The organism is Lacrimispora sanguinis, from assembly GCF_044987295.1.
GTDB lineage: Bacteria > Bacillota > Clostridia > Lachnospirales > Lachnospiraceae > Lacrimispora > Lacrimispora celerecrescens_B.
Window position 1 is genome coordinate 3,034,601 of the sequence record NZ_CP173277.1, and the last position, 22,116, is coordinate 3,056,716.

The 22,116-nt window shown below is 44.9% G+C and carries 21 protein-coding genes; 3 read left to right on the forward strand and 18 right to left on the reverse strand.

The features are described from left to right. Nucleotides 1-102: 102 nt before the first annotated feature. From tkt to ACHZES_RS14125, 5 genes are all read right to left on the reverse strand, one after another. On the reverse strand, nt 103-2,082 hold the full coding sequence (tkt, locus tag ACHZES_RS14105) for a transketolase (protein WP_395549295.1): 1,980 nt from the start codon (nt 2,080-2,082) through the stop codon (nt 103-105). Next, a complete protein-coding gene (locus tag ACHZES_RS14110) occupies nt 2,079-3,353 on the reverse strand; it encodes a DUF5711 family protein (RefSeq protein WP_395549294.1) in 1,275 nt (424 codons plus the stop codon). The genes tkt and ACHZES_RS14110 overlap by 4 nt, the downstream gene beginning before the upstream one ends. 73 nt (nt 3,354-3,426) lie before the next feature. After that, nucleotides 3,427-4,653 (reverse strand): LysM peptidoglycan-binding domain-containing protein, encoded by a 1,227-nt coding sequence (locus ACHZES_RS14115; RefSeq protein WP_395549293.1) that lies wholly within the window; start codon nt 4,651-4,653, stop codon nt 3,427-3,429. A 62-nt stretch (nt 4,654-4,715) separates the two neighbouring features. Beyond that, entirely contained in the window at nt 4,716-5,315 is a 600-nt protein-coding gene (gene yyaC, locus ACHZES_RS14120; RefSeq protein ID WP_154526854.1) for a spore protease YyaC, read from the reverse strand. A 215-nt stretch (nt 5,316-5,530) separates the two neighbouring features. Then, the gene (locus ACHZES_RS14125) at nt 5,531-6,622 is read right to left on the reverse strand and encodes a hypothetical protein (RefSeq protein WP_395549291.1); all 1,092 of its coding nucleotides are present in this window, start codon (nt 6,620-6,622) and stop codon (nt 5,531-5,533) included. Nucleotides 6,623-6,789: 167 nt separating this feature from the next. Between ACHZES_RS14125 and ACHZES_RS14130 the strand changes: the two genes are divergently transcribed. Then, the gene (locus tag ACHZES_RS14130) at nt 6,790-7,056 is read left to right on the forward strand and encodes a hypothetical protein (RefSeq protein WP_038282245.1); all 267 of its coding nucleotides are present in this window, start codon (nt 6,790-6,792) and stop codon (nt 7,054-7,056) included. A gap of 106 nt (nt 7,057-7,162) precedes the next feature. Here the strand turns inward: ACHZES_RS14130 and ACHZES_RS14135 are convergent, their stop codons facing one another. From ACHZES_RS14135 to ACHZES_RS14150, 4 genes are all read right to left on the reverse strand, one after another. Further along, entirely contained in the window at nt 7,163-7,933 is a 771-nt protein-coding gene (locus ACHZES_RS14135; protein ID WP_395549290.1) for a DUF6612 family protein, read from the reverse strand. Nucleotides 7,934-8,125: 192 nt separating this feature from the next. After that, nucleotides 8,126-9,472 carry a glucose-6-phosphate isomerase gene (locus ACHZES_RS14140; protein WP_395549289.1) on the reverse strand — a complete coding sequence of 449 codons (1,347 nt, stop codon included), beginning with the start codon at nt 9,470-9,472 and terminating at the stop codon, nt 8,126-8,128. A gap of 206 nt (nt 9,473-9,678) precedes the next feature. Beyond that, nucleotides 9,679-10,620: a hypothetical protein gene (locus ACHZES_RS14145; protein ID WP_154526862.1), complete on the reverse strand. Its 942-nt coding sequence runs from the start codon at nt 10,618-10,620 to the stop codon at nt 9,679-9,681. Nucleotides 10,621-10,747: 127 nt separating this feature from the next. Continuing rightward, nucleotides 10,748-11,446 (reverse strand): 5'-methylthioadenosine/adenosylhomocysteine nucleosidase, encoded by a 699-nt coding sequence (locus ACHZES_RS14150; RefSeq protein WP_395549288.1) that lies wholly within the window; start codon nt 11,444-11,446, stop codon nt 10,748-10,750. 223 nt (nt 11,447-11,669) lie between these two features. Here ACHZES_RS14150 and ACHZES_RS14155 point away from each other — a divergent pair, with 223 nt between their 5' ends. Both ACHZES_RS14155 and ACHZES_RS14160 read left to right on the forward strand, forming a co-directional pair. Then, nucleotides 11,670-11,918, forward strand: a complete 249-nt coding sequence (locus ACHZES_RS14155; RefSeq protein WP_038282233.1) for a TIGR03905 family TSCPD domain-containing protein — start codon at nt 11,670-11,672, stop codon at nt 11,916-11,918. Nucleotides 11,919-12,019: 101 nt separating this feature from the next. After that, the gene (locus ACHZES_RS14160; protein ID WP_038282232.1) at nt 12,020-12,814 is read left to right on the forward strand and encodes a GntR family transcriptional regulator; all 795 of its coding nucleotides are present in this window, start codon (nt 12,020-12,022) and stop codon (nt 12,812-12,814) included. Between the two features lie 104 nt (nt 12,815-12,918). Here the strand turns inward: ACHZES_RS14160 and ACHZES_RS14165 are convergent, their stop codons facing one another. The 9 genes from ACHZES_RS14165 to fabZ form a co-directional block, all read right to left on the reverse strand. Continuing rightward, on the reverse strand, nt 12,919-13,083 hold the full coding sequence (locus ACHZES_RS14165) for a hypothetical protein (RefSeq protein WP_166429732.1): 165 nt from the start codon (nt 13,081-13,083) through the stop codon (nt 12,919-12,921). A gap of 14 nt (nt 13,084-13,097) precedes the next feature. Further along, nucleotides 13,098-14,390: a cytosine permease gene (locus ACHZES_RS14170; protein WP_395549287.1), complete on the reverse strand. Its 1,293-nt coding sequence runs from the start codon at nt 14,388-14,390 to the stop codon at nt 13,098-13,100. 26 nt (nt 14,391-14,416) lie between these two features. Continuing rightward, nucleotides 14,417-14,902 carry a nucleoside deaminase gene (locus ACHZES_RS14175; RefSeq protein WP_038282228.1) on the reverse strand — a complete coding sequence of 162 codons (486 nt, stop codon included), beginning with the start codon at nt 14,900-14,902 and terminating at the stop codon, nt 14,417-14,419. A gap of 219 nt (nt 14,903-15,121) precedes the next feature. Further along, a complete protein-coding gene (locus ACHZES_RS14180) occupies nt 15,122-15,739 on the reverse strand; it encodes a nucleoside recognition domain-containing protein (RefSeq protein ID WP_395549286.1) in 618 nt (205 codons plus the stop codon). A gap of 213 nt (nt 15,740-15,952) precedes the next feature. Further along, a complete protein-coding gene (uraA, locus tag ACHZES_RS14185; protein WP_038282256.1) occupies nt 15,953-17,215 on the reverse strand; it encodes a uracil permease in 1,263 nt (420 codons plus the stop codon). A gap of 192 nt (nt 17,216-17,407) precedes the next feature. After that, on the reverse strand, nt 17,408-18,529 hold the full coding sequence (locus tag ACHZES_RS14190; protein ID WP_038282224.1) for a nitronate monooxygenase family protein: 1,122 nt from the start codon (nt 18,527-18,529) through the stop codon (nt 17,408-17,410). Next, nucleotides 18,529-20,253: an acetyl-CoA carboxylase carboxyltransferase subunit alpha gene (locus ACHZES_RS14195; protein ID WP_395549285.1), complete on the reverse strand. Its 1,725-nt coding sequence runs from the start codon at nt 20,251-20,253 to the stop codon at nt 18,529-18,531. Before ACHZES_RS14195 ends, ACHZES_RS14190 begins: the two co-directional genes overlap by 1 nt. A gap of 20 nt (nt 20,254-20,273) precedes the next feature. Then, complete coding sequence (locus ACHZES_RS14200) at nt 20,274-21,626, reverse strand: acetyl-CoA carboxylase biotin carboxylase subunit (RefSeq protein ID WP_395549284.1); 1,353 nt, start codon at nt 21,624-21,626, stop codon at nt 20,274-20,276. Between the two features lie 9 nt (nt 21,627-21,635). After that, entirely contained in the window at nt 21,636-22,061 is a 426-nt protein-coding gene (gene fabZ / locus ACHZES_RS14205) for a 3-hydroxyacyl-ACP dehydratase FabZ (RefSeq protein ID WP_174715190.1), read from the reverse strand. Between the last annotated feature and the right edge of the window lie 55 nt (nt 22,062-22,116).

The following is a 22,116-nucleotide window of genomic DNA, read 5'->3' on the forward strand; positions in this document are numbered from 1 at the left end:
CTATACACTCCTTTTTACCTTTCGTAACGTATGTAAGTCCGCAATGGAGCTGGTAAAACCGCAGGTTTTACCAGCTCACGGGCATTCGCCTAGCAGAACTTCTTAAATGGATTGTGCAGCCTTTGCTACATTCTCTGCAGTAAATCCAAAATGTTCAAATAAAAGATTTGCAGGACCGCTGGCACCAAATCCCTTCATGGTCACATAAGTTCCGTCAAGGCCCACATATTTGCCCCAGCCGAAATCACTTAATGCTTCTACTGCCACGCGCTTACGAACTGCCTTTGGAAGGACAGATTCCTTATACTCATCGGTCTGTTCCTCAAACAGATCCATACAAGGCATGGAAACCACACGTACCTTTTTGTGGGCAAGAAGCTTCTTCGCATTGACTGCCAGCTCCACCTCAGAACCGCTTGCGATCAGAATGATCTCCGGTGTGCCTTCACAGTCATCGATTACATAGCCTCCTTTTAAGGCCTCCTTGCTGCTTCCCGGCATTGGTGTTAAGTTCTGTCTTGTAAGAACAAGAGCGGTAGGGGTTTTCTTAGAGGTCAGTGCAGAATACCAGGCTGCTGCTGTCTCTGTTTCATCACAGGGACGGAACACATGGAAATTAGGCATTGCTCTTAACATGGCAAGCTGTTCAATCGGTTCATGGGTAGGTCCATCCTCTCCAACGCCGATGCTGTCATGGGTAAATACAAAGGTCAGCGGAACGCCCATTAATGAGGACAAGCGTGCCATTGGCTTTGTATAATCGCTGAACACGAAAAAGGTTGCTATATAGGTGCGAAGGCCTCCGTGAAGCATCATTCCGTTTCCGATTGCTGTCATACCAAGCTCTCTTACACCAAAATGAAGGTTGCGGCCGCCGCCGTTCTCCTTTGAAAAATCACCCATATCGGACATATTGGTCTTATTGGAAGGAGCAAGGTCTGCAGAACCGCCGATTAAGTTTGGCATATAAGTCTTTAAACGGTTTAAAACCTGTCCGGATAAATTTCTGGTTGCATCCGCCTTTTCGGACCGCTTCCAGTAGTCTTCGCATTTTTCAATGGCCTTTTCTCCTGCATCCGGATCATGGTATGCATTCCAAAGTTCTTCCATATCAGGATACTCCTGGCAGTATGCAGCAAACATCACATTCCATGCTGCTTCTGTTTCTGCCTTATCCTCTGCGATCTTCTGATAATGGCTGTACACTTCTTCAGGAACATAGAAGGGCTCCATGGATGGCCAGCCTAAGTTTTCCTTTAAAGCTGTCACATTGTCAGCTCCCAGAGGTTCTCCATGAGCACTGGCTTTTCCCTGCTTCGCAGGACAGCCATAGCCGATCTGGGTTTTAATAGTAATAAAAGAGGGATGCTCTGTATCTGCTTTTGCTTCTTCAATGGCTCGCCCAATGGCTTCCAGATCGTTTCCGTCTTCAACGGTAATAGTCTGGAAATGGAATGCTTCCATACGCTTCCTGACATCCTCAGTAAATGCGATGTCCGTGCTTCCTTCAATGGAGATCTGGTTGGAGTCATATAAAACAATTAATTTTCCAAGGCCGAGGGTACCAGCCAGAGAAAATACTTCAGAGGAAATACCTTCCATCATACAGCCATCTCCGCCCAGTGCAAAGGTATAATGGTCAACAACTGGGTAATTCTCCTTGTTGAATACGGATGACAGATGCTTCTCAGCAATCGCCATACCAACTGCCATACCCATACCTGCGCCCAAAGGTCCTGTGGTAGCCTCCACGCCTACGGTATGACCATACTCCGGATGTCCTGGAGTCTTGGAGCCATGCTGGCGGAAATTCATCACATCCTCTTTTGATAAATTCCCATATCCAAATAAATGAAGCAGGGAATACAAAAGCATGGAACCATGGCCTCCGGATAAGATAAATCGGTCTCTATTGGCCCAGTCTGGATCTGCTGGATTGTGGTTCATATGGTTTGCCCATAATTCATAAGCTGCTGAAGCGCAGCCTAAGGGAAGTCCCGGATGTCCGGAGTTGGCTTTTTGAATGGCATCCGCTGATAAAACACGGATTGCGTTGACTGACATGGTATCGATGTTGCTCATTGGTATTGTCCTCCTATTTGTAATCTTATTTCTTTCATGTTTTGGGGGCCGGTTACGATCAGAGTATTGGGGAACCTGCCGTTTCGGATCTTAGATATCGGAAAATCAAATGTCCCGGCAAATTTAAGCCTTCCGGACATGTTATAGACTCTGCAAGAATCTTCATTATACAAAATTACATGGTCGCCGTCAATATCAGCATGGGTGTACTGATATTGGAAACCTTTGGAAAATACAAGATTCCCGTTAGGCTTGTACACATCCAGCCGGTAGGGATTTTCTCCATCCGGATTGCTCACAATAAGCCCCACATATTTTTCAGAATAGAACACACTCCTTATCTCCTCTTCCACAGCCACTTGCCGGATCAGCTCCGGAGAAAGCTCATTCTTTGTGGAATAAAAAGAAACGCTGTTGTCAGCAAAGGCACAGGAGTATGTATCGTCAAGGAACTGGACCTGGGCAACAAGGGAAGAGTCATAAGGCTCATCAAAACCGCCCACCAGCCGGTCGTTAACATTTTTACCAATTTCTGCAAAATTATGGAAAGCCACCCTGCCGTTTAACGTTCCGTTTTTCAAATATGCATATGCACCGATCAGCTGTGTGCCGTCGGGGGACAAACTGATATCCACCGGATAACCAGAAATACCTCCTAAAAGTGCCTTGATCTTCACATCCAGGACGCTTCCATCCCGCTTAAAGAAATAAATATAATTTGATGTGGAGTCCTCCAGAATCGCGGCCACCACTCCGTAAGAGGACACCGTTGCCTTTACAACAGGAAGTACTGTCGTTGCTATACCAGTCTTTCCTGATTTATCAAAAATATAGATAGAATTTCCCTGCTGGTCTGCAATAGCCGCATAATTTCCGTTTACGTATGCCCTGGGAGATTTCATTTCATAGCTTTGTATCCAGACTTCTTTCCCCTGGGAATCCAGATAGGAGGCGCCGTCCTTACTGTATTTTAATACATTGGAACCAAAGCTAAGATATCCCACATAGCTACCCTCATTCATATCCTTATTCCAGGCCACGCCATATTGGGTATACTGATAAAGGGTAAAATATTCATAAACTCCTATGGCTCCTGCCAGAAGCACCAAAAACAGCACCAGAGCAATTTTGATCCTTCTCTTTTTCACCCTGGTAAGAGCTTTTTTTATGATCTCCTGGCTGTCTGTGCCATCCTGAGGAGAAGATGAAACAATCTGCCGCCGAAGCTGGTTTTTTTTAATCTCTCTATTCATAGAGTTCCTGTCTATCATGCTCTTTTCTCCCAAAAATGCCCATATATACTGGTAGTATACATCATTTCAGGAAGAAACGCATTATATTTTTCTATGGAAGAAGTATTTTCTGCCCCGCAACAATCTTATTTTCATCATCCAGCCCATTAAGTTCGCATACCTCTTTTAATTTATTCACCGAATGGTATTCCGCTATACAGATACTATAAAGAGTTTCTCCCTCCTGTACCAAATGAACCCGCGGGCTTCCATTTGCAGCTGCCTCTGTTTCCTGGACGGCTGCCTGAGTCGCTGCCTGAGTCGCTGCCTGAGTCGCTGCCTGAGTCTCAGCCTGAGTTCCCTGGGGCAGAGTCTCTGCAGCCTTGCTCTCCGCCATGGACTCAGCCTGGGATTGAACCGGCATTGTTTCGGACATGGTCTCCTTACTCACTGCCGTGGTAGGGTAAACACCTCCCTCTGCCTCCTCAACAACTACCTTGGATTCGCCCTTGACTCCTTTTTCCGTATTCTTTTTCCCGATCAAAATCTGTTCTGCCTTGGCCGGAATAGCTGATGCGATCACACTTTCCATATCCCGCATTCGTTCATAGTTGTTAAACATAACAATTCCGCCAGCTAATATGACGACTGACATGGCCATACACATGCCCCGGAGAAGCCCTACCGTTTGATGCCGGTCAGTAACTTCCACCTTATGCTCGTCCATCCGCTTGCGGAATTCTTCGATAACCTTATCATTTGTATCTGTTTCGATACGTTTTACATCCTTTCGCAGTACCATATAGTCCTGCATCATCTGATTGCGCTCATAATAAATGCTGTATCCTTTAAGCTTGTAAAATCCATCCTCCGAAGTTATGTAAATTGTTTCGTCGCCTTCTGCTCCATTGCTTAAATACATCAGCCTGTTGGGTCCCCCAAAATACTGAATATGCTGTTTCCAGTAATTGATGGGACTTAGATCATCTCCTGGCCTGCCGCACAAAAACCAGCCCTGGATGGTCCGCTTTGGAAAAAGCTGCTCCATATTCCGATAGGCCCTTTTCCAGGAAAGTTCAGAAAACACCACACGACCTCCGGCCTCCGTCACATCCTCCATTTCCAAAGCTCCGTCAATGAAGATATATGGCGTTCCGTCATTGAATTCCATGCCGCCTAACAGAAGACCAACCCGGAGATCCTGTCCACCCGCAGGATACAGACGTTTCAAGTAAGTATTTACATAATCTTCCATATACAATTTTACAATCTGATCCCTATCCCCGATCTGCCTGATATTCTTCGGCAGCTTCGGGAACGGATTATATAATTCACCCATTGGCTCACCTCGCTATTCTTTTTAATCCAATGAATCATAGCATAATATGGGTGAAAATCGTGTCAAAGCAGGGCAGTGTTTTCCCATAACTTTTCGACAAGATTAATACTATAGCTGATGCAGTCAGCCATGCGCATAACAACAGAAAGCCGGATGCTCTGCAGCATCAGAGGGTCATAATTTCCGCAGCTCCCTACGATCCCAGTAATAAAAATATCTCCTACGGCCCGAAGCTCCTTGCTGACACCAAGGCCTGGCTTTAACGCTCCTCTTCCCAATGTTACATAGCCGATATGTTCCAAACTCCCCACAGAAGCATCTACTGCCACCACCACATGATTCGGATAGCGAAGTTTCAAAATGGTCTGGTAAGTCTCCAGATTCATGGCATGGACCGGACGTTCCAGCGTCCCCAGAATTTCTAAATGTTCCAGCTCTTTTTCCTTCAACTTGTAGCCAATGAGCGGTCCAAGACTGTCCCCGGTAGAACGGTCGGTCCCAATGCACAAAAACAGCACTCCCGCTTCTTTACCGTTCTCCTGTTCCATACGTATCATGTCATAAAGCCTGGAAGCAAACTCCTCTGCTTGGAATACCTGCTTTGTATCATAATAAAAAACGTCCCGGTTTCCGCGGATCGCAATTCTTTCCCATAATTTCATAATATCCTGCCTTGCTGTCCTTATTTTCTCTGTTCTATTATAAGCCGCCATTTATGGATTTATTCATTTGAAAGGACAGGAAATATCATAGGAAAATTGCCTTCATAAAGTAGATGATATTAAAACAGATGCAGGAGAAAGGCTAAACAAATGCTTTCATCCCACACCTTGATTCTAGTAAAAATGCCCTGAAGCTTGCTTCAGGGCATTTGACTTTATTCTTTAAGATTCTTATAAAGGGCTTTTGCTTCGCTGATGGAGGAGGCCTTACCCATCCGGATCATATCCGCCAGTTCGTCAAGTCTATCTGGAACCATAAATTCTTTTCCAATATAGGAAGCATAATTATCATTGATAAACAGGGTCTGCTCCTTTACTCTGATTTCCGCCTCATTGGCATTAGCGGATGCGGCCTCATAATCTTCCTCAAGCTTAGCAATCTTTTCCCTGCTGTTGCCGGCAATCTCATCGGACAGGATGGTCTTTGTCACCTTATCAAAGGTGTTTAAGGCTTCCCGCTTCTTATCAGCAATATTAGATAAGTCCTGATCGATCCGAGCGATCTCATCATCGTATTTCTCCAGATTATATACAGCTTCATCACGGTCTCTTTTTATGGAATGAACGATGACTTTGATCTTTCGTTTGTTGGACTTAATAAGGTCTCTGATAGACCTTCCTTTATTTAATGCACTCTGATGCCTCACCTTGGTAAGATTATTGATGAGGATGTAAATGCCCCCAAAAAACAAGATGACCACAAAGTAAATCCCTATGAGGTAGAAGGGGGATTTCTCCGGAAGCAGCAGATAGATCCCGCAGGGGATTGCAAGAAAGAACAAGAAAATATTTAAAAGCAGCACAAGGAACTCTGAAAATCCCCTGGGAAGATACAGAGCATAATACCAGCCGCTTTTACAAAGGCCAGGAACCCGGTCCTGTTGGAATACAGACTTCATCTGCAGCATTAACTCCCGGTTGTTTCCCTTAAGCTCTGCCGTCTCCTCTTCAATCCGTTCCCTGACTCCCTGTGTCTTTGCCTTCTCCCGTTTACTTCTCACCCGTTTTAAGCGATCCTGTTCCCTGGCTATTTCCTTGTCATAGGTGTCGTTAATTTCCTCGATCCGTTTCTTCACCGTAAGGCTGATGGTATCTGTTACAGCCTTCCTTTCTGCATCCAGTTCCTTATCCAGACGTGACTCTTCCAGACGGAACTTTTCCAATAAACTCCTGCTTGCAGATAGCTCTTGGACAGCCCTGCAGGCCTCTCCAAGAAAACCAACCTGATCTGTTATGGGTTGCGCCATCTTAAGTCTTCCTCCTTCGGTTTTTCCTACAAAGATTCTATCATATTTTTCATTGTTTTACAATGTCCGCCATTTTCCTTCTTGCCTTTTTCTGTGCAATAATGCTATAATCGTTGCATCGTAAATAACTGATGGCATCCCCTTATTTTAGAAAGGAAAATTCGCTTATGTTTCGCATGTGGGCAAAATTAATGAAAGATACCAGGATCATGAAAGACACCGTTATCTGCATCTCTGACTACAGCCTTTCCAGAACCACTATGGTCTTTCAGGCGCTTGATGACATCTGCCTCCAGTTCGATCTTGGAAAACCCATGTGGTTGGATGCTACTGTCCATGAGTTTCAAAAGCATTCCAAAGCCCGGTTTACCCAGGATAATTTTATAGAATACATTGATTTTGATTTTCTGGAAATTCAGGTCATTGAAGAATAGAGGCAGGTGGGCTATTGGTGGGTTGTGACAATCCGCAGACATATAAAGCGCAGCCGTTATGGCTGCGCTTTTTTCATGCTCAATTGCACGGTTATATGACTGCTGATTACTGGTTTCCCAATGTGCTGGCATCAATTTCCGTATATCCCTCCAGATCCGGTGCTGTGACTTCAACGGTCTGACCGGGATTGTTATAGGTGGAATCCGTATCCATAACCATAGCTATGGTCTGGCCCTGAGTGGTCATTTCAAGAGACATCTTGATCTTTGAATTGGTAAAAAACCCTTCCTGATTGATCGTTGCCTCACCACTTGCTTCTTTGATGGTATAAGTTACGCCTTCCATATTGGTTCCTAACTGACCCATCATATCCTGTACGTAGGCATCCATCTTTTCAGCATCAACCGTAAAGGTAAGGACCTGGTTAGCCCCATCCTTCTTTGCCGTGATTTCCTTAAGGTAAGAAGAATTTACGCTTGCACCTTCTGTGCTCTGCTTGACCTGTTTCATTATGCCATCTAAATCCATGGCGTATTTAATCTTCTGGCCCATGGAATCCATATAATAATATCCGTTTTCATAATACATGAGTAGATCCATATTCTGACCCATAAGTGAAGTGGTTCCCTTGGCCAGATACCTCATGTTCTCGGTGTTGATGTCCGCCATCTTCATATCAAGATCCATTTTGATATCTGTGGTTTCCTCTCCTTGAGTCATCTGCATGTTGATCACGGAAATCACATCCATGGATGTCAGCTCCGATGTTTTCTTCGAGGCCTCATCATAAAGCACCTTTGGATCCTTTTCCCCCTTGCAGGCAGTAAGCGACAGGGCCGTGGCCAAAGCAAGAAACATCATTAAATATTTTTTCATATCTTCCTCCTTCAATCATGTGTTTTTATTCACGCATGTTAAGTATACTACACTAAACCATCATTTCATATCTAAGTTTTCCTTAAATATCTCTTTATTGTTTCCAAATAATGCGAAATATATAAAAACGCCGGTGTTCCGGTCCGACTTTTATAAAAGTCTGAACCGGAACACCGGCGCGATTTAAACACCTTATAATCTCTTTAAGAGTTCCTCCCTCTCCTTTTCATATCCCGGTTTTCCAAGGAGTGCGAACATATTCTTCTTATAGCTTTCCACTCCCGGCTGATTAAACGGATTTACGCCCAAAATATATCCGCTTACACCGCATGCATATTCAAAGAAGTAGAACAGCTGTCCCAGGCTGTACTCATCCTGTCCGGGAATCCTGACCATAAGATTTGGCACGTTTCCGTCGGTATGAGCCAGAATGGTTCCGTTCATAGCACTCTTATTAACAAAATCAACGCTCTTTCCTGCAAGATAGTTCATACCATCGGTATCAACTGCTTCTTCCTTGAGGAGGATTTCTGCGGACGATTCTTCCAACTCCAGCACGGTTTCAAACATAATTCTGGCCCCATCCTGAATAAACTGTCCCATAGAGTGCAAGTCTGTGGTCAAATCCACTGCGGCTGGAAAGATCCCTCTTTGATCTTTTCCTTCACTTTCTCCAAATAACTGCTTCCACCACTCGGAAACATAATGAAGGCTTGGCTCATAGTTTGCCACGATCTCCACCGTTTTCCCTTTCCGAAGCAGAATATTGCGCACAGCCGCATACTGAAGGGCGCCGTTTGATTCATAAGGCGCTTCCAGGGCTTCCATCCTGGCCGCCTCCGCGCCTTCCATTAATTTATCAATATCAGCGCCGGATACTGCAATCGGGAGAAGACCGACTGCTGTAAGCACTGAGAAACGTCCCCCTACATCATCCGGAACCACGAAAGATTCATAGCCTTCCTCGTCAGCCAGATTCTTCAGCGCGCCCCTTGCCTTATCCGTAGTGGCATAAATCCTTTTATTTGCCTCCTCACGGCCATATTTTTCAATCAGCATATCCTTAAATACCCGGAAAGCGATTGCAGGCTCTGTGGTGGTTCCTGATTTTGATATAATATTAACGGAGAAATCCTTTCCTTCCAGTACATCCTTTAAGTCATGGATGTATTTGCTGCTGATGCTGTTTCCAACGAAATAAATCTCCGGAGTTTTACGTTTTCCTTTTGGCAATACATTGTAAAAGCTGTGGGATAAAAATTCTATGGCTGCCCTGGCTCCAAGATAGGAACCACCGATACCGATGACCAGCAGAACATCCGAATCATTTTGAATCTTCTCTGCTGCCATCTTTATTCTCTGGAATTCTTCCTTATCATAATCTACCGGAAGATCGATCCAACCCAAGAAATCACTGCCTGCACCAGACTTGTCCATCAGCACATTCTTAGCACACATTGTTGTGGCTTTCATATTCTCCATTTCCTCTGCTGATACAAATCCTGCTGCCCTGGAATAATCAAAAATTACATTTCCCATTGCTAATATTCTCCTTTTCCTTCTATTCTCGCAAAGGCAGCGAGCCGAAGCCATACTCACCTGACCTTGGTATCTGCCTGCGGGTCCAAATAGCCCGTAGCTTGCTATGGGTTATTTGACTTCAGGTTTCTGACTCCCTGCTTAGGAAAATTATACCACAGAATAGTTCTGAATGCGACATGATTTTCTTTCCGCCTTCCAAACGTTCAAGTTAAATATTCCTGGAGAATTTCACCGATCAGCTTTAACTCATCAGGACTTAGGTCCTTTAACCAGTCCTCTCCCTGTCTGCCGCCCCGTTCTCGTTCCCTGCTGGCGGCAATCTGCTCCAAGCTCCGTTTTAAGTAATCCACATCCCGCCTGGAGTTCTTAAGGTCTGGCTGTACCTGGCTTTCCGCTCTTTCGGGTACCTGCTCAGGAGCTTCAGAAAACACATCCATAGACTGCTTTTGGGAACGGCTCCTTAACGGTTTTTCTAATGTCCCATTTCTTTGCCTTGCACTTCTCCTGTCTGCCTTCTTGTCCTGCTCCGGCTCGACTTCCACCCCTCCCTTTGGGGACTGGGAATAAATGGATCTTATATTTTCACGGGTTTCCATATGAGGCCCCGACATTGCCTGTAAATCATCTCGTTCCATATCCAACCGGTAAATAAGCGTATTCTCCAGATAATTATCCAGAGTCGCAAACAGCTGCTGCCGTTTCTCCACAATTCCTGCGCCGTGGTCCACCAGAATGGTAAACAGACCGGCCATGATACCTGCAGAGCCATACAAGACTATGTAATAAGAATCGGCGCGGAACCAGTAAGATGCAAATGCTGCCGCACCTCCTGCCAGAAAGCACCAGAGTGTCATCTGGTTGGAAAATATGTTCCAGCCGTGGAGTGTTACTCCCATATATTTAAAATCATACATCTGCCGTTCCAGATACGGCTTTACCTTTGGGATTCCCTGGTTTATCTGGTACGTGTTTTCCGTCTTCTGTTTAAATGCCCGAAGACTTTTGTTTTTGGTCAATGTAAGGTTATCAGATTCTTTAATCAATCTTTTGTAGAGGTTACGTGTCAGCCATCTGGTGACAATGCCGATGCCGCATAAGGCTGCCAGCACGAATAGCGCCTTGCCTGTCTGTAAAAATTCCAGCATAATTATAACTCCCCTTTCTTTCCGGTTTCGACCGGTGATAGGTTTATTATAATCACCCAATTTGGCTTTGGGAAGATGAGAGAGCCTAGAATCGTTCGTCAAATCCTGTCAGGATTCGATTCTTAACTTAATATGAATACCGTTCAGCTATGGCTAAAATAAGGTTCACAGAATGCTTTACCGCCTTCTCCTCAAACTCGCTATAGTCCATGTTTGCGCTGTCATCCGCCTTATCTGAAATGGCTCTGATGATGAGAAAAGGGATGTGGTTTAAGTACGCTGCCTGTGCGATCGCAGCCCCTTCCATTTCCGTACAATATCCCCCAAAGGTATCCCCTATCCACTGTTTTTTAACCTTATCAGAAATAAACTGGTCCCCTGAAACTACCCTTCCGATGAAAACTTCAATCTCAGGATTGACCTTCCTGCAGCATTCTTCAGCCAGATTCCGAAGCCTTTCATCCGCCTCAAAGGCAAATTCTTTCATCTGGGGAATCTGCCCGGCAGGGTATCCAAAGCCGGTTGCATCCATATCATGATGGACCGTATCTGTGGACAGCACCACATCCCCGATGTTGATTTCATTCTTTAAGGAACCGGCGATCCCGGTATTGATGACCGCAGTCACATGGTAATGATCGGCCAGAATCTGAGTACAGATTGCCGCATTTACCTTGCCGATGCCGGAACGAACCACCACCGCTTCTTTTCCTTTTAAAATTCCTCTATAAAAATCCATGGCAGCGATAGTCTCTACCGTAACATTCTCCATGGTTTTTTTTACTTCTGCCACCTCTACATCCATGGCCCCTATAATTCCTAACATAATTGTTCTCCTTTCCTCTTCATGCCTATGTTTTCCGGGCATAAAGGTACACTGCTACCTATTATATCAGTTTGTATCAAATTTGTCAGGAAAAATACATTGGAATTTCATCGGAATGCTTTGAATATCACCGGTTTTTAAAGAGCTATTGACATCCTTGCCCGGATTCCCTATAATTTTATAATCTGCTATGATGAAATTTTACAATTTGGAGGAATTTAAGTTGAAATATAAAACACACGGCGTTTGTTCACAGGAAATCAATTTTGAAGTGGAGGATAACAAACTGGTTCAAGTTCAGTTTGTAGGCGGCTGCTCCGGCAACACCCAGGGCGTGTCCCGGTTGGTGGAAGGCATGGATGTAGATGAAGCAATCAAAAGACTGGAAGGGATCCAGTGCGGCTTCAGGCCCACCTCCTGTCCGGATCAGCTGGCACAGGCATTAAAAATTTATAAAGAAACTCTGTCCTAAGGCTTAAATTTTGCACACGTGTTTACAAGATAATTCGGTCATGCTAGAATGTAATTATCGGAATTCCTGCGCTTATAAATAGGATATGATGGGGGGATTACATGACGGAAGAAAGCAAGGGGCCAAAACCGCGTCGAATACAAAAAACAGATTTAAAAACACAGGTAGAAATGGAACTTCTGCATTTTATCAAACAGATGGACCTTTCGGTGAATAACAAACTGCCGAGAGAGGAAGAGCTGTCCAGAATGCTGGGAGTCAGCCGCATCACACTGCGCAGCGTCCTCGACGATCTGTCTGCTAAGGGAATGATATTCCGCAGGCATGGAAGAGGGACTTTTATAAATAGCAGCTTTTTTGAAATGAAGGCCAGTTTCAATCCTGTTATGCATTTTGTGGACATGATTACCAACAGCGGCTATAAACCCAGGGTGGAAATGATTGACCACGGGATCATTAAGGCGGACAGAGATGTGGCCAATCGCCTTGAAATTACAGAAGGCAGCCTGGTCCTTATCTGTGATAAGATATTCTATGCTGATAAACAAATCTGTGCTGTCACAAGAGATTACATCCCATACTCCTATCTTAATGGAGTGGATATGAAAGAGCTTGACAACTTTGTTAATTCTGTGTTTTACTTTATGTTTAAGTCCACCGGAAAGAAGCTGGAATGGGATAAAGTAGAACTGAATGCAGTATACAGCAGGGACGTGGAACTATTAAACGGACTTCTGGAACGCTTTGGTATCCCACCAAAAGCATTTCTCCTTCTGAAGGGAATTAATTATGATGAAGATGGTATGGCCGCTGTATATGCCTGGGAGTATGTGGACACCAGCATATTAAAATACAGTCAAATACGCAAGAGGCTTCTGCATTATGAGGAAATTTAGGATCTGCTGCACATAAATAACAATTGACCCGGAATGAAAGCTATGAAAGCTTTCACTCCGGGTCAATTTATTTAATATCCGCAAGCCATTTTGCAACCGATTATTTATGGCTGCCACTTGGCGTAGCCATATATCATAATGAAAATACTAGCCACAAGAAGTACATTCCCAGTGAATATGTATAACGAATTTTCAGCCAGACAAGCCATGAATGATCCAATTCCCATAATGATTGTTCCCAACAGGGCACTTAATTTATATCTGTCCATATAATTCTCTCCTTCTATGCTTCTTCAGCCAGATTGCCAACCACCTGCTTATTGGTTACAGCCATCATTACCGTATAAATAATAGCTCCCAGGATGATTCCGTTCAGTGACGGAAGTCCGAAGGGAATGATGTATACTGCTGCAATACAAACGGCCCAGGTAATCCAGGGAACCGGATTCCATTTGCGGAAGGAAGCTTTGTCAAATTCCTCATACCGGCCCTTATGAACCAGGAAATAGTCAGCAAGGATAATTCCGGATAAGGGCGGAACAATTGTTCCCAGTATATTTAAGAAGCTGAACAAGAAACCGACCTCATATGGCCTTGTAAGGGTTGCAATCGCAGAAAGAGCTAAAAGGATTCCCAGCATTTTCTTTCTCTCCATTTTAAATGCATTGGAAAGATTCAGGGAGGTTGAGTAAAGGTTTGCTGCATTGGTTGTAAAAATGTTGGTGGTCATAAGTATTAAGCTTGGAATAACCAGCCCAAAGCCTAAGAGGATAACGGTCAAATCACTGTTGTGCATGGCAATAGCAGCAATTGCGCCGCAGACGATCATGAGGATGTTTCCGCCTAAAAGACCTGTAAGAGTTGCGGATATAGCTGTTTTTGTATCCTTGGCATAACGCATGATATCTGCAATGCAGGTAGCGGTAGAAAGCACCCACGTGCCGATGACAGCGGTAATTCCTGAGAATAAAGGTATATTTGCACTTGGTACGTAGGAAAACAGAGCTTCTACGCCTCCCATGACACCCAGTGAGCGGATGGCAGTGGCGATGGACAGGAATACGATTGCCGGGATAGCAATGTATCCTAAGATAGCGATTGCCTGTATGCCGAACATGGCGAAAATTCCCATAACAATAGCACTGGCTGCCATACAGATTCCTTCACCTACCCAGCCAAAATGGAATACCTGGGCTACAAAGTGTCCGTAAGTAGCTGCCTGAATGGTATACCAGCCAAAATTCACTACCGGAACAAAAATTGATGCAGCTTTAGAACCACTGGTACCAAAGCTATAACGGGTGAGCAGAGCAAAAGTAAGTCCTGTTTTGCAGGCAATAATACTAATCAGTACAGCAATGATGCTCAGGAAAATATTGCCCCCCAACGTAGCAATCAAAATCCCCTTAAAATCCAGTCCTGCAGCAAGACCCCCTCCTGCCATCATACTGGTGATAACAAAAACAAATCCAGTCCAAATAATTGTAAGGCTAAAATAGCTTTTCCGCTCGCTTAAAGGTACGGCGCAGCGGGAATATTCTGTGTCAGCCTGTTGACTTTGATTTTTCTGTTCCATCTCGAAACCCTCCTGATAATCAATGATTAATTATTCCAATACCCCTTATGGACTTCCGCTATCTCTTCTACCAGTTCCGGAAATGGTCCAACAACTTCAATTTTCTTCTGACCCCTTGCAAATACTTCACGACAAGGCAGGTCAAACGTAGGATTCTGAGGATCTGCTCCTGTATGTTCCAACAGATCTTTCTCTGTCATCCCGTACACTACCCGGCCGATGCCTGCCCAGTAAATAGCTCCTGCGCACATGGCGCATGGCTCTGCCGTTGTATAAAGAGTACATTCCCCCAGAAAATCTTTCGAATACAATTGAGATGCTCTCTCAGCTACCTGCGTCTCAGCATGACCTGTACATTTCCCTTCGGTAATCTCAACATTAGGCTGTTCCAGGAGAATGCTTCCATCCTTTCCTGCAAGAATCGCTCCAAAAGGGGTATTCCCCGCTTCCCTTGACTGGCGGGATATCTCCGTGCAACGTTTTAGATTTTTCACGTCAATCTCGTAGTCCATATTAGACCTCCTATCGTATAAGGTAATACCTTATATCTTGTGTTTGTGATATTAATTTAACATATATTGGAAATGCTGTAAATAACAAATATGCTAAATAAATTCCGAAATCATTGTGCACATTATCCAATTTTCTTTATCCTGTCTTTATAGCACAAAAACAAATCCCAGATTTTAATAATCTGGGATTTATAGTAAAACAGCCCTATAAGGAGCCACCTAGCGATCCAATAGTTTGCAGGCCGCCACGCCCACAATGGTTGACAGGAACGTGGCAAAGAGTGCGGGACCCACCACTGCCATTGGATTGGGACTGCCGTATTGGCTTCTGTAAGCAATCATATTAACCGGTATTAACTGCAGAGAAGAAATATTAATGATAAGAAATGTACACATCTCATTATTTGCAGTTCCTTCCGGAACTGGTTTTGTCACATACTTTCCGCTAACTTCTCCTTTTCTCCGCTTCTCTTCCAGTTCCTTTAAGGCTTCCATGGCCCTAAGACCTGCCGGAGTAGCCGCCCACCCAAGTCCAAGAATGTTAGCGATGATATTAGTAGAGATGTATTCAAGCGCCGGATGCTCATCCGGTATCCGTGGAAAAAGGAAACGAAGTACGGGGCTCATTTTCTGTGACATCCGCTCGATTAACCCGGATTTCCGCCCAACCTCCATGATTCCGCTCCAGAAGGACATAATTCCCAGCATGGTGATGCATAGCATAACTGCATCTTTTGCAGAGGTTAAAGCCCCATCTGTCACACCATTCAAATTCCCATGAAAAGCCCCCCAAAGAACCCCTACCAGCATCATGAAGGCCCATAAATAATTCAGCATTGCTTTTTCCTCTTTTTAGCTTCTTTCGATTCTTTCTTAATCCATCTTATTCCCGCAAAAATAGCCTTATGTGTTTTCCCTGCTATTAATTCATAGTAAAATAAAGGTACATCTTACCAACAATACGCAAAAATACCGCAAAACAACTGATATTTCATTGTTTTGCGGTATTTGTAGATTCTAAATCACATTTCAGATCTTTTCTTATTTCAATTACGCTTGATCCCTGTCATTCGTCAGATTCAGCTTGTCCAGCACAAAGAACATCAGACCCATTAGCATACCTACTACACATGCAAGAACCATACCTGATAACTGAATGCTGCCAAACTTTACTGCAACTCCGGAAAGTCCTGTTACAAAGATAACGGAAGTCATAGCCATATTTCTGGATTTTCCATAATCCACCTGTGCATCAACCAGAATACGAATACCTGAGGCTCCGATCATTCCATACAGTAAGAAGGAAATTCCGCCGATTACCGGCCCAGGAATTGTATTGATTAAAGTCGTCATCTTTCCGATAAAAGAGCAGGCAACTGAGAGAATCGCCGCTCCGCCGATTACATAGACGCTGTATACCTTTGTCATTGCCATAACACCGATATTTTCCCCATATGTGGTAGTGGGTACAGAACCAACAAGACCGGAAACTGCGGTTGATATATAATCTCCCAGCAAAGAGCGGTGAAGTCCCGGATCTTTTATCAAATCTCTGCCTACTATTTTACCTGTTACAATCTGATGGCCGATATGTTCTGAGGTAACGACCAGAAGCACTGGAAGAATAATGACAATTGCTTCCCATTTAAACTTTGGCGCTGCAAAATTAGGCAAGGACAACCATGCTGCGGAGCTGACCTCACTAAAATCTACAACACCACATAAAAGTGCTGTCACATATCCTACAATAATCGCAATCAGAATCGGGATAACAGATAAGAACTTTCTGAATACCACAGAACCAAGTACTGCTGTCAGTAGAGTTACTAGAAAAACAATGACATTTCTCATATCAATCAATTCATCCTTTAAGCCTGCATTGGATGCCGCTGTTCCAGCAAGTTCAAGTCCAATGAGTGCCACAACCGGTCCCATAGCCGCCGGAGGAAGAACAATATCAATCCAGTCTGAACCGAATTTATAAATAATCAGTGCCAGTACACAACCGCAAAGCCCAACGGCAACAAACCCGCCCAGGGCATAATTATAGCCCCATTTGCTGATAACAATTCCTGCCGGTGCCAGGAATGCAAAACTGGAGCCAAGGTATGCCGGTGCTTTTCCCTTTGTTATGAAAATAAAAAATAGTGTTCCCATTCCATTCATAAATAGTACAACTGCCGGGTTGATTCCAAATATAAAAGGAACCAGGACTGATGCCCCGAACATTGCGAACATATGCTGGATACTCAAAGGCACCAGCAACTTAAATGGCACTTTCTCTTCCACCTGAATGATTTTCTTGCTTTCCATACAGCTCTCCATTTCTCTCTTAGTCTTCTTAAAATTTTTTATCTTTCCCATTATAGCACTACCTCTATTTTCACGCAACCACTTAAAATTGGAGATTTTTTCCTGTAAATTAGTCTTATCTGCTTAAGCTCCGGAAAAAAGGGCTGCGGCCCCCGGTTTCTTCAAACCGTAAGCTTTGCAGCCCCTTTTAAATCAATTTTCACCAACCAGATCCTTCATAACCTCTTCCACAGTTTCCATCCGTGCTGCAAGATGAGCCTTACTGCCGCAAAAGACAAGCCCATCCTCGGTCCGTCCTTCTGCGGAATTCACCAAAGCCTTCGTAATACAATAAGGAATGGTCTTCCTGTCGCATTTATCCAAACATTGATAGCAATGCTCCAAACGGAAGGGAGTATCTCCCACTGTCTTTAAGAAAGGATTCTTAATAGCCCTTCCCGGCATTCCCACCGGACTCTTGGTAATGACAATATCTTCTTTCTTGGCATGAAGATAAGCCTGCTTAAACGCTTCCGGTGCATCACATTCATCAGTGGTCACAAACCGGGTCGCCACCTGGACGCCGTCTGCTCCAAGGGAGAGCTGGTGCATGACATCCTCATGGGAGTAAATGCCTCCCGCGGTCACCACCGGGATCACCTTATTGTACTTATCTCCATATTCCTTAACAAGCCGGATAATTCCTTTTACTTCTTCTTCATATTCCGCCTGCTTATAGGTGCTGTCCACATCATCTGTATCTACCCCAAGGTTTACCAGATCCTCTCTGGAAAATCCTAAGTGTCCTCCTGCAAGAGGCCCTTCCACTACTACCAGGTCAGGCGCCTGATGGTATTTACGGTCCCACATCTTGCAAATAACCATTGCTGACTTTACCGTTGATACAATGGGCGCGATCTTGGTTTTTAATGCGACTCCGGCCTCTTCCGCTGCCTCTGCCACATATTCCGGCAGGCTTACAGGAAGCCCGGCTCCGGAAATGATAAGATCCGCTCCTGCCTTTACCGCCTTTTTCACATAGCTGGCATAACTTTTCGTGGCAACCATAATGTTAAATCCTATGATGCCTTCCGGCGCGATTTCTCTTGCCTTTTTCATTTCCTGTCCAATGGCCCGCAAATTTGCTTCCAATGGATTCTCCTTAAAATCCGGCTCCCGAAACCCAATCTGAGCCGTAGAAATGATTCCGATTCCTCCGGCCTTTGCCACTGCTCCGGCTAAAGAAGAAAGGCTGATTCCTACTCCCATACCGCCCTGGATCACCGGATGCTTTGCCACCAGTTCTCCTATTATCAAAGGTTTTAATGTTCCCATTACATTCTCCTAAATCTTTCATATCTTTGATCTGCAAGTTCTTCCTTTGTCATGGTAAGGGATATGGCAAGAAATTCTTCCATGGCCTTATCCATTTCTTCCGCAATTCGGCTAAGATTATCTGCACATGCCGGTTCTTCTTCTGAGATCACCCGCTCTATGAGACCTAACTCCATTAGATCCCTGGCCGTGATCTTCATAACCCTGGCCGCGTCATTTGCCTTTTTGCTGTCTTTATATAAAATTGAAGCAAAGCCCTCGGGAGAGAGGATCGAATAAATGGAATTCTCCATCATCCAGACTTCATTTCCTACCGCCATGGCAAGAGCACCGCCGCTGCCGCCCTCTCCTATTACAATGGATAGAACCGGCACGGTTAAATCTGCCATTTCAAATAAATTTCTGGCAATGGCCTCTCCCTGGCCCCGTTCCTCGGCCTCCAGGCCGCAGAATGCTCCCGGTGTATCCACAAAACAGATGACCGGACGGCCAAAGGCTTCCGCTTGTTTCATCAAACGCAGAGCCTTCCGATATCCATCGGGTGATGGCATTCCGAAATTGCGCTTAATGTTATCCTTTGTATTCTTCCCCTTTTCCTGCCCAATGACCGTAACAGGTATTCCATGGAAGGAAGCGATTCCACCTATAATTGCCCCGTCATCTTTATAATAACGATCTCCGGCAAACTCCATAAAATCATCAAACAGCGCATGAATGTAATCCGATGCCACCGGCCGGTCGGAGCTTCTGGATAACAATACGGTATCCCAGGCGCTCCTTTTATTCTTTCTTAACCGGAGAACCTTCTTTTTTCCACCATTAGATTCCGCTTTTGTACGGTTATCCACAGGAAGGCCCTGACCGCTTTGGGGATTGTGGAGTCTTAAGATATTTGCCAAGGTTTCCTTCATCTCTTCCCTTGGTACGATCTTGTCAATGAAGCCATGTTCAAGCAAAAATTCCGCTCTCTGGAATCCTTCCGGCAGCTTTTGTCCAATGGTCTGTTCAATTACCCGTGGACCTGCAAATCCGATCAGGGCGAACGGTTCTGCCAAAATGATGTCTCCCAGCATGGCAAAGCTGGCCGTCACCCCGCCTGTAGTAGGATCTGTAAGGACACTGATAAAAAGCTGACCTGCCTTGTGATGGCGCTTTAAGGCTGCCGAAGTCTTTGCCATCTGCATGAGTGATACGATCCCCTCCTGCATCCTGGCTCCGCCGGAACATGCAAATATGATCACCGGAAGCTTCTCCTTCGTTGCCCGCTCTACGGCTCTTGCAATCTTCTCCCCCATCACTTGGCCCATGCTGCTCATGATGAAACGGGCATCGCAGACCCCGATCACAGCTTTCTGGCCGTTCATTTCACAGAAGCCGGTGACAATGGCCTCAGAAAGCCCGGTTTTTTCCCTGGCTGCCGCAACCTTTTTATCATACCCCGGAAAATCAAGGGGATTTTTAAATTCCATCTCCTTATCCCATTCCTCAAAGGTCCCCTCATCCGCTACCATTTCAATCCTCTGGTAAGCATGAAGGCGGAAATATCCTTTGCATTTTGGGCAGATGAAATGATTACTTCTCACATCCTCCACATATATGGGCTGACAGCATTTATTGCACTTCCGCCACAGCCCTTCCGGTATTCCCGGTTCCTCTGCTTTTTCAGGAGCCTTGTATTTGCTGTCTATTAATGTATAGGTTTTCTTAAACATGCTTTTTAACATAAGATTGCTCCTTTACCTGCCTACCGGACATAATCCGGGAAATATTTTGGGATAAAATCCGTATCCACATCTCCATCCCGGTAAGCTTCATGACTCAGGATATCAAACTGAAAATCCACATTTGTCTCAATCCCCTCGATGATCAGTTCTCCAAGAGCACTTCTCATCTTTAAGATGGCTTCCTCCCGGTCTTTGCCGTGGACGATCATCTTCATTAACATGGAATCATAATTGGCCGGGACCTTATATTCATTGTAAATGTGTGTGTCTATGCGAACTCCGTTGCCTCCGGGTACATGAACATTTTTTATCAGGCCCGGACAGGGCATAAAGTTTTTCGCCGGATTTTCTGCATTGACTCTGCATTCAATGGCATGGCCTGTAATGGCTACAGCCTCCTGCTTTACACTTAATGGCTCTCCTGCCGCGATACGGATCTGTTCCTTGATTAAATCCAGGCCGGTTACCATTTCCGTTACCGGATGCTCCACCTGGATACGGGTGTTCATTTCCATAAAATAAAAATTCTTATGTTTATCCAAAAGGAACTCAATGGTTCCTGCATTTTCATACCTTACAGCCTTGGCCGCGCGGACCGCAATCTCTCCCATGCGGTTTCTTAACTCCTCAGAGATAGCTGCTGACGGAGATTCTTCAAGCACCTTTTGATGGCGCCTTTGAATGGAGCAGTCACGTTCTCCCAGATGCACTACATTTCCAAACTTATCCGCCATAATCTGAAATTCAATATGCCTTGGTTTTTCAATATATTTTTCAATATACATGGTATCATCGGAAAATCCCTTTACGGACTCCATCTGGGCATTCTTAAAATTAGCATCAAAATCCTCCAGGCTTCTGGAAATCCTCATACCTTTTCCGCCGCCTCCTGAAGAAGCCTTGATCATAACAGGAAACCCGATCCTTTCCGCCATGGCTTTCGCCTCTTCCACCCGGCGGACCGCTTCTTTTCCACCCGGGATTACGGGGACCCCTGCTTCCATCATGGTCTTTCTGGCCTCAGATTTATTTCCCATCTTCCCTATCACTGCTGCGGAAGGGCCGATAAAGGTAATGTTACACTTTTCACAAAGTTCCGTAAACCTTGCATTTTCCGATAGAAAACCAAAGCCCGGATGAATGGCATCCGCTTTCATTGCTACGGTGGCTGTGAGGATCCTCTCCATGTTTAAATAGCTCTGGGTCGAGGGGGCCGGACCAATACAGATTGCTTCATCGGCCAATAAGGTGTGAAGGCTCTCCCGATCCGCTTCAGAATAAACGGCAACCGTTTTAATCCCCATTTCCCTGCAGGCCCTTATGATACGTACCGCAATCTCACCGCGGTTGGCAATTAAAATCTTATCAAACATGAGGCTCACCTACCCAATCATAAATGTCAGTTCCGCACTGGCAGCCAACTTTCCGTCTACGGTTGCAGTGGCCTTTCCCACACCCACAGGGCCTTTGCGCTTAATGATCTCACATTCCAGCTTAAGCCTTTCTCCCGGGATGACCTTGTGCTTGAATTTTGCTTTGTCAATACCACCAAAATAACCGATTTTCCCTTTATTTTCTTCCATGCTTAACATTGCAACTGTACCTACCTGTGCCAGGGCTTCTATAATCAGAACTCCCGGCATTACCGGCTCTGCCGGAAAATGCCCCTGAAAAAAAGGTTCATTATATGACACACATTTATATCCAACCGCTCTCACTCCAGGCTCGAACTCCTCAATGCAGTCCACCAGTAAAAACGGGTGTCTGTGGGGAATAATCTCTTGAATCTCCTTAATACCTAACATCATGCGCCCTCCTGCTTTTAAAAGAGAGGCCCAGCCTCTGGGCCTCTCTTAGATTTCA

Coding starts and splice junctions, on each gene's coding strand:
- ACHZES_RS14165 (WP_166429732.1), bottom strand. CDS start 13,083: ATGGACAGATATAAATTAAGTGCCCTGTTGGGAACAATCATTATGGGA.
- yyaC (WP_154526854.1), bottom strand. CDS start 5,315: ATGAAATTATGGGAAAGAATTGCGATCCGCGGAAACCGGGACGTTTTT.
- ACHZES_RS14170 (WP_395549287.1), bottom strand. CDS start 14,390: ATGGAACAGAAAAATCAAAGTCAACAGGCTGACACAGAATATTCCCGC.
- ACHZES_RS14145 (WP_154526862.1), bottom strand. CDS start 10,620: ATGCTGGAATTTTTACAGACAGGCAAGGCGCTATTCGTGCTGGCAGCC.
- ACHZES_RS14130 (WP_038282245.1), top strand. CDS start 6,790: ATGTTTCGCATGTGGGCAAAATTAATGAAAGATACCAGGATCATGAAA.
- fabZ (WP_174715190.1), bottom strand. CDS start 22,061: ATGATGTTAGGTATTAAGGAGATTCAAGAGATTATTCCCCACAGACAC.
- ACHZES_RS14190 (WP_038282224.1), bottom strand. CDS start 18,529: ATGGGAACATTAAAACCTTTGATAATAGGAGAACTGGTGGCAAAGCAT.
- ACHZES_RS14115 (WP_395549293.1), bottom strand. CDS start 4,653: ATGGGTGAATTATATAATCCGTTCCCGAAGCTGCCGAAGAATATCAGG.
- uraA (WP_038282256.1), bottom strand. CDS start 17,215: ATGGAAAGCAAGAAAATCATTCAGGTGGAAGAGAAAGTGCCATTTAAG.
- ACHZES_RS14110 (WP_395549294.1), bottom strand. CDS start 3,353: ATGATAGACAGGAACTCTATGAATAGAGAGATTAAAAAAAACCAGCTT.
- ACHZES_RS14160 (WP_038282232.1), top strand. CDS start 12,020: ATGACGGAAGAAAGCAAGGGGCCAAAACCGCGTCGAATACAAAAAACA.
- ACHZES_RS14195 (WP_395549285.1), bottom strand. CDS start 20,253: ATGTTAAAAAGCATGTTTAAGAAAACCTATACATTAATAGACAGCAAA.
- ACHZES_RS14180 (WP_395549286.1), bottom strand. CDS start 15,739: ATGCTGAATTATTTATGGGCCTTCATGATGCTGGTAGGGGTTCTTTGG.
- ACHZES_RS14135 (WP_395549290.1), bottom strand. CDS start 7,933: ATGAAAAAATATTTAATGATGTTTCTTGCTTTGGCCACGGCCCTGTCG.
- ACHZES_RS14125 (WP_395549291.1), bottom strand. CDS start 6,622: ATGGCGCAACCCATAACAGATCAGGTTGGTTTTCTTGGAGAGGCCTGC.
- tkt (WP_395549295.1), bottom strand. CDS start 2,082: ATGAGCAACATCGATACCATGTCAGTCAACGCAATCCGTGTTTTATCA.
- ACHZES_RS14140 (WP_395549289.1), bottom strand. CDS start 9,472: ATGGGAAATGTAATTTTTGATTATTCCAGGGCAGCAGGATTTGTATCA.
- ACHZES_RS14200 (WP_395549284.1), bottom strand. CDS start 21,626: ATGTTTGATAAGATTTTAATTGCCAACCGCGGTGAGATTGCGGTACGT.
- ACHZES_RS14175 (WP_038282228.1), bottom strand. CDS start 14,902: ATGGACTACGAGATTGACGTGAAAAATCTAAAACGTTGCACGGAGATA.
- ACHZES_RS14150 (WP_395549288.1), bottom strand. CDS start 11,446: ATGTTAGGAATTATAGGGGCCATGGATGTAGAGGTGGCAGAAGTAAAA.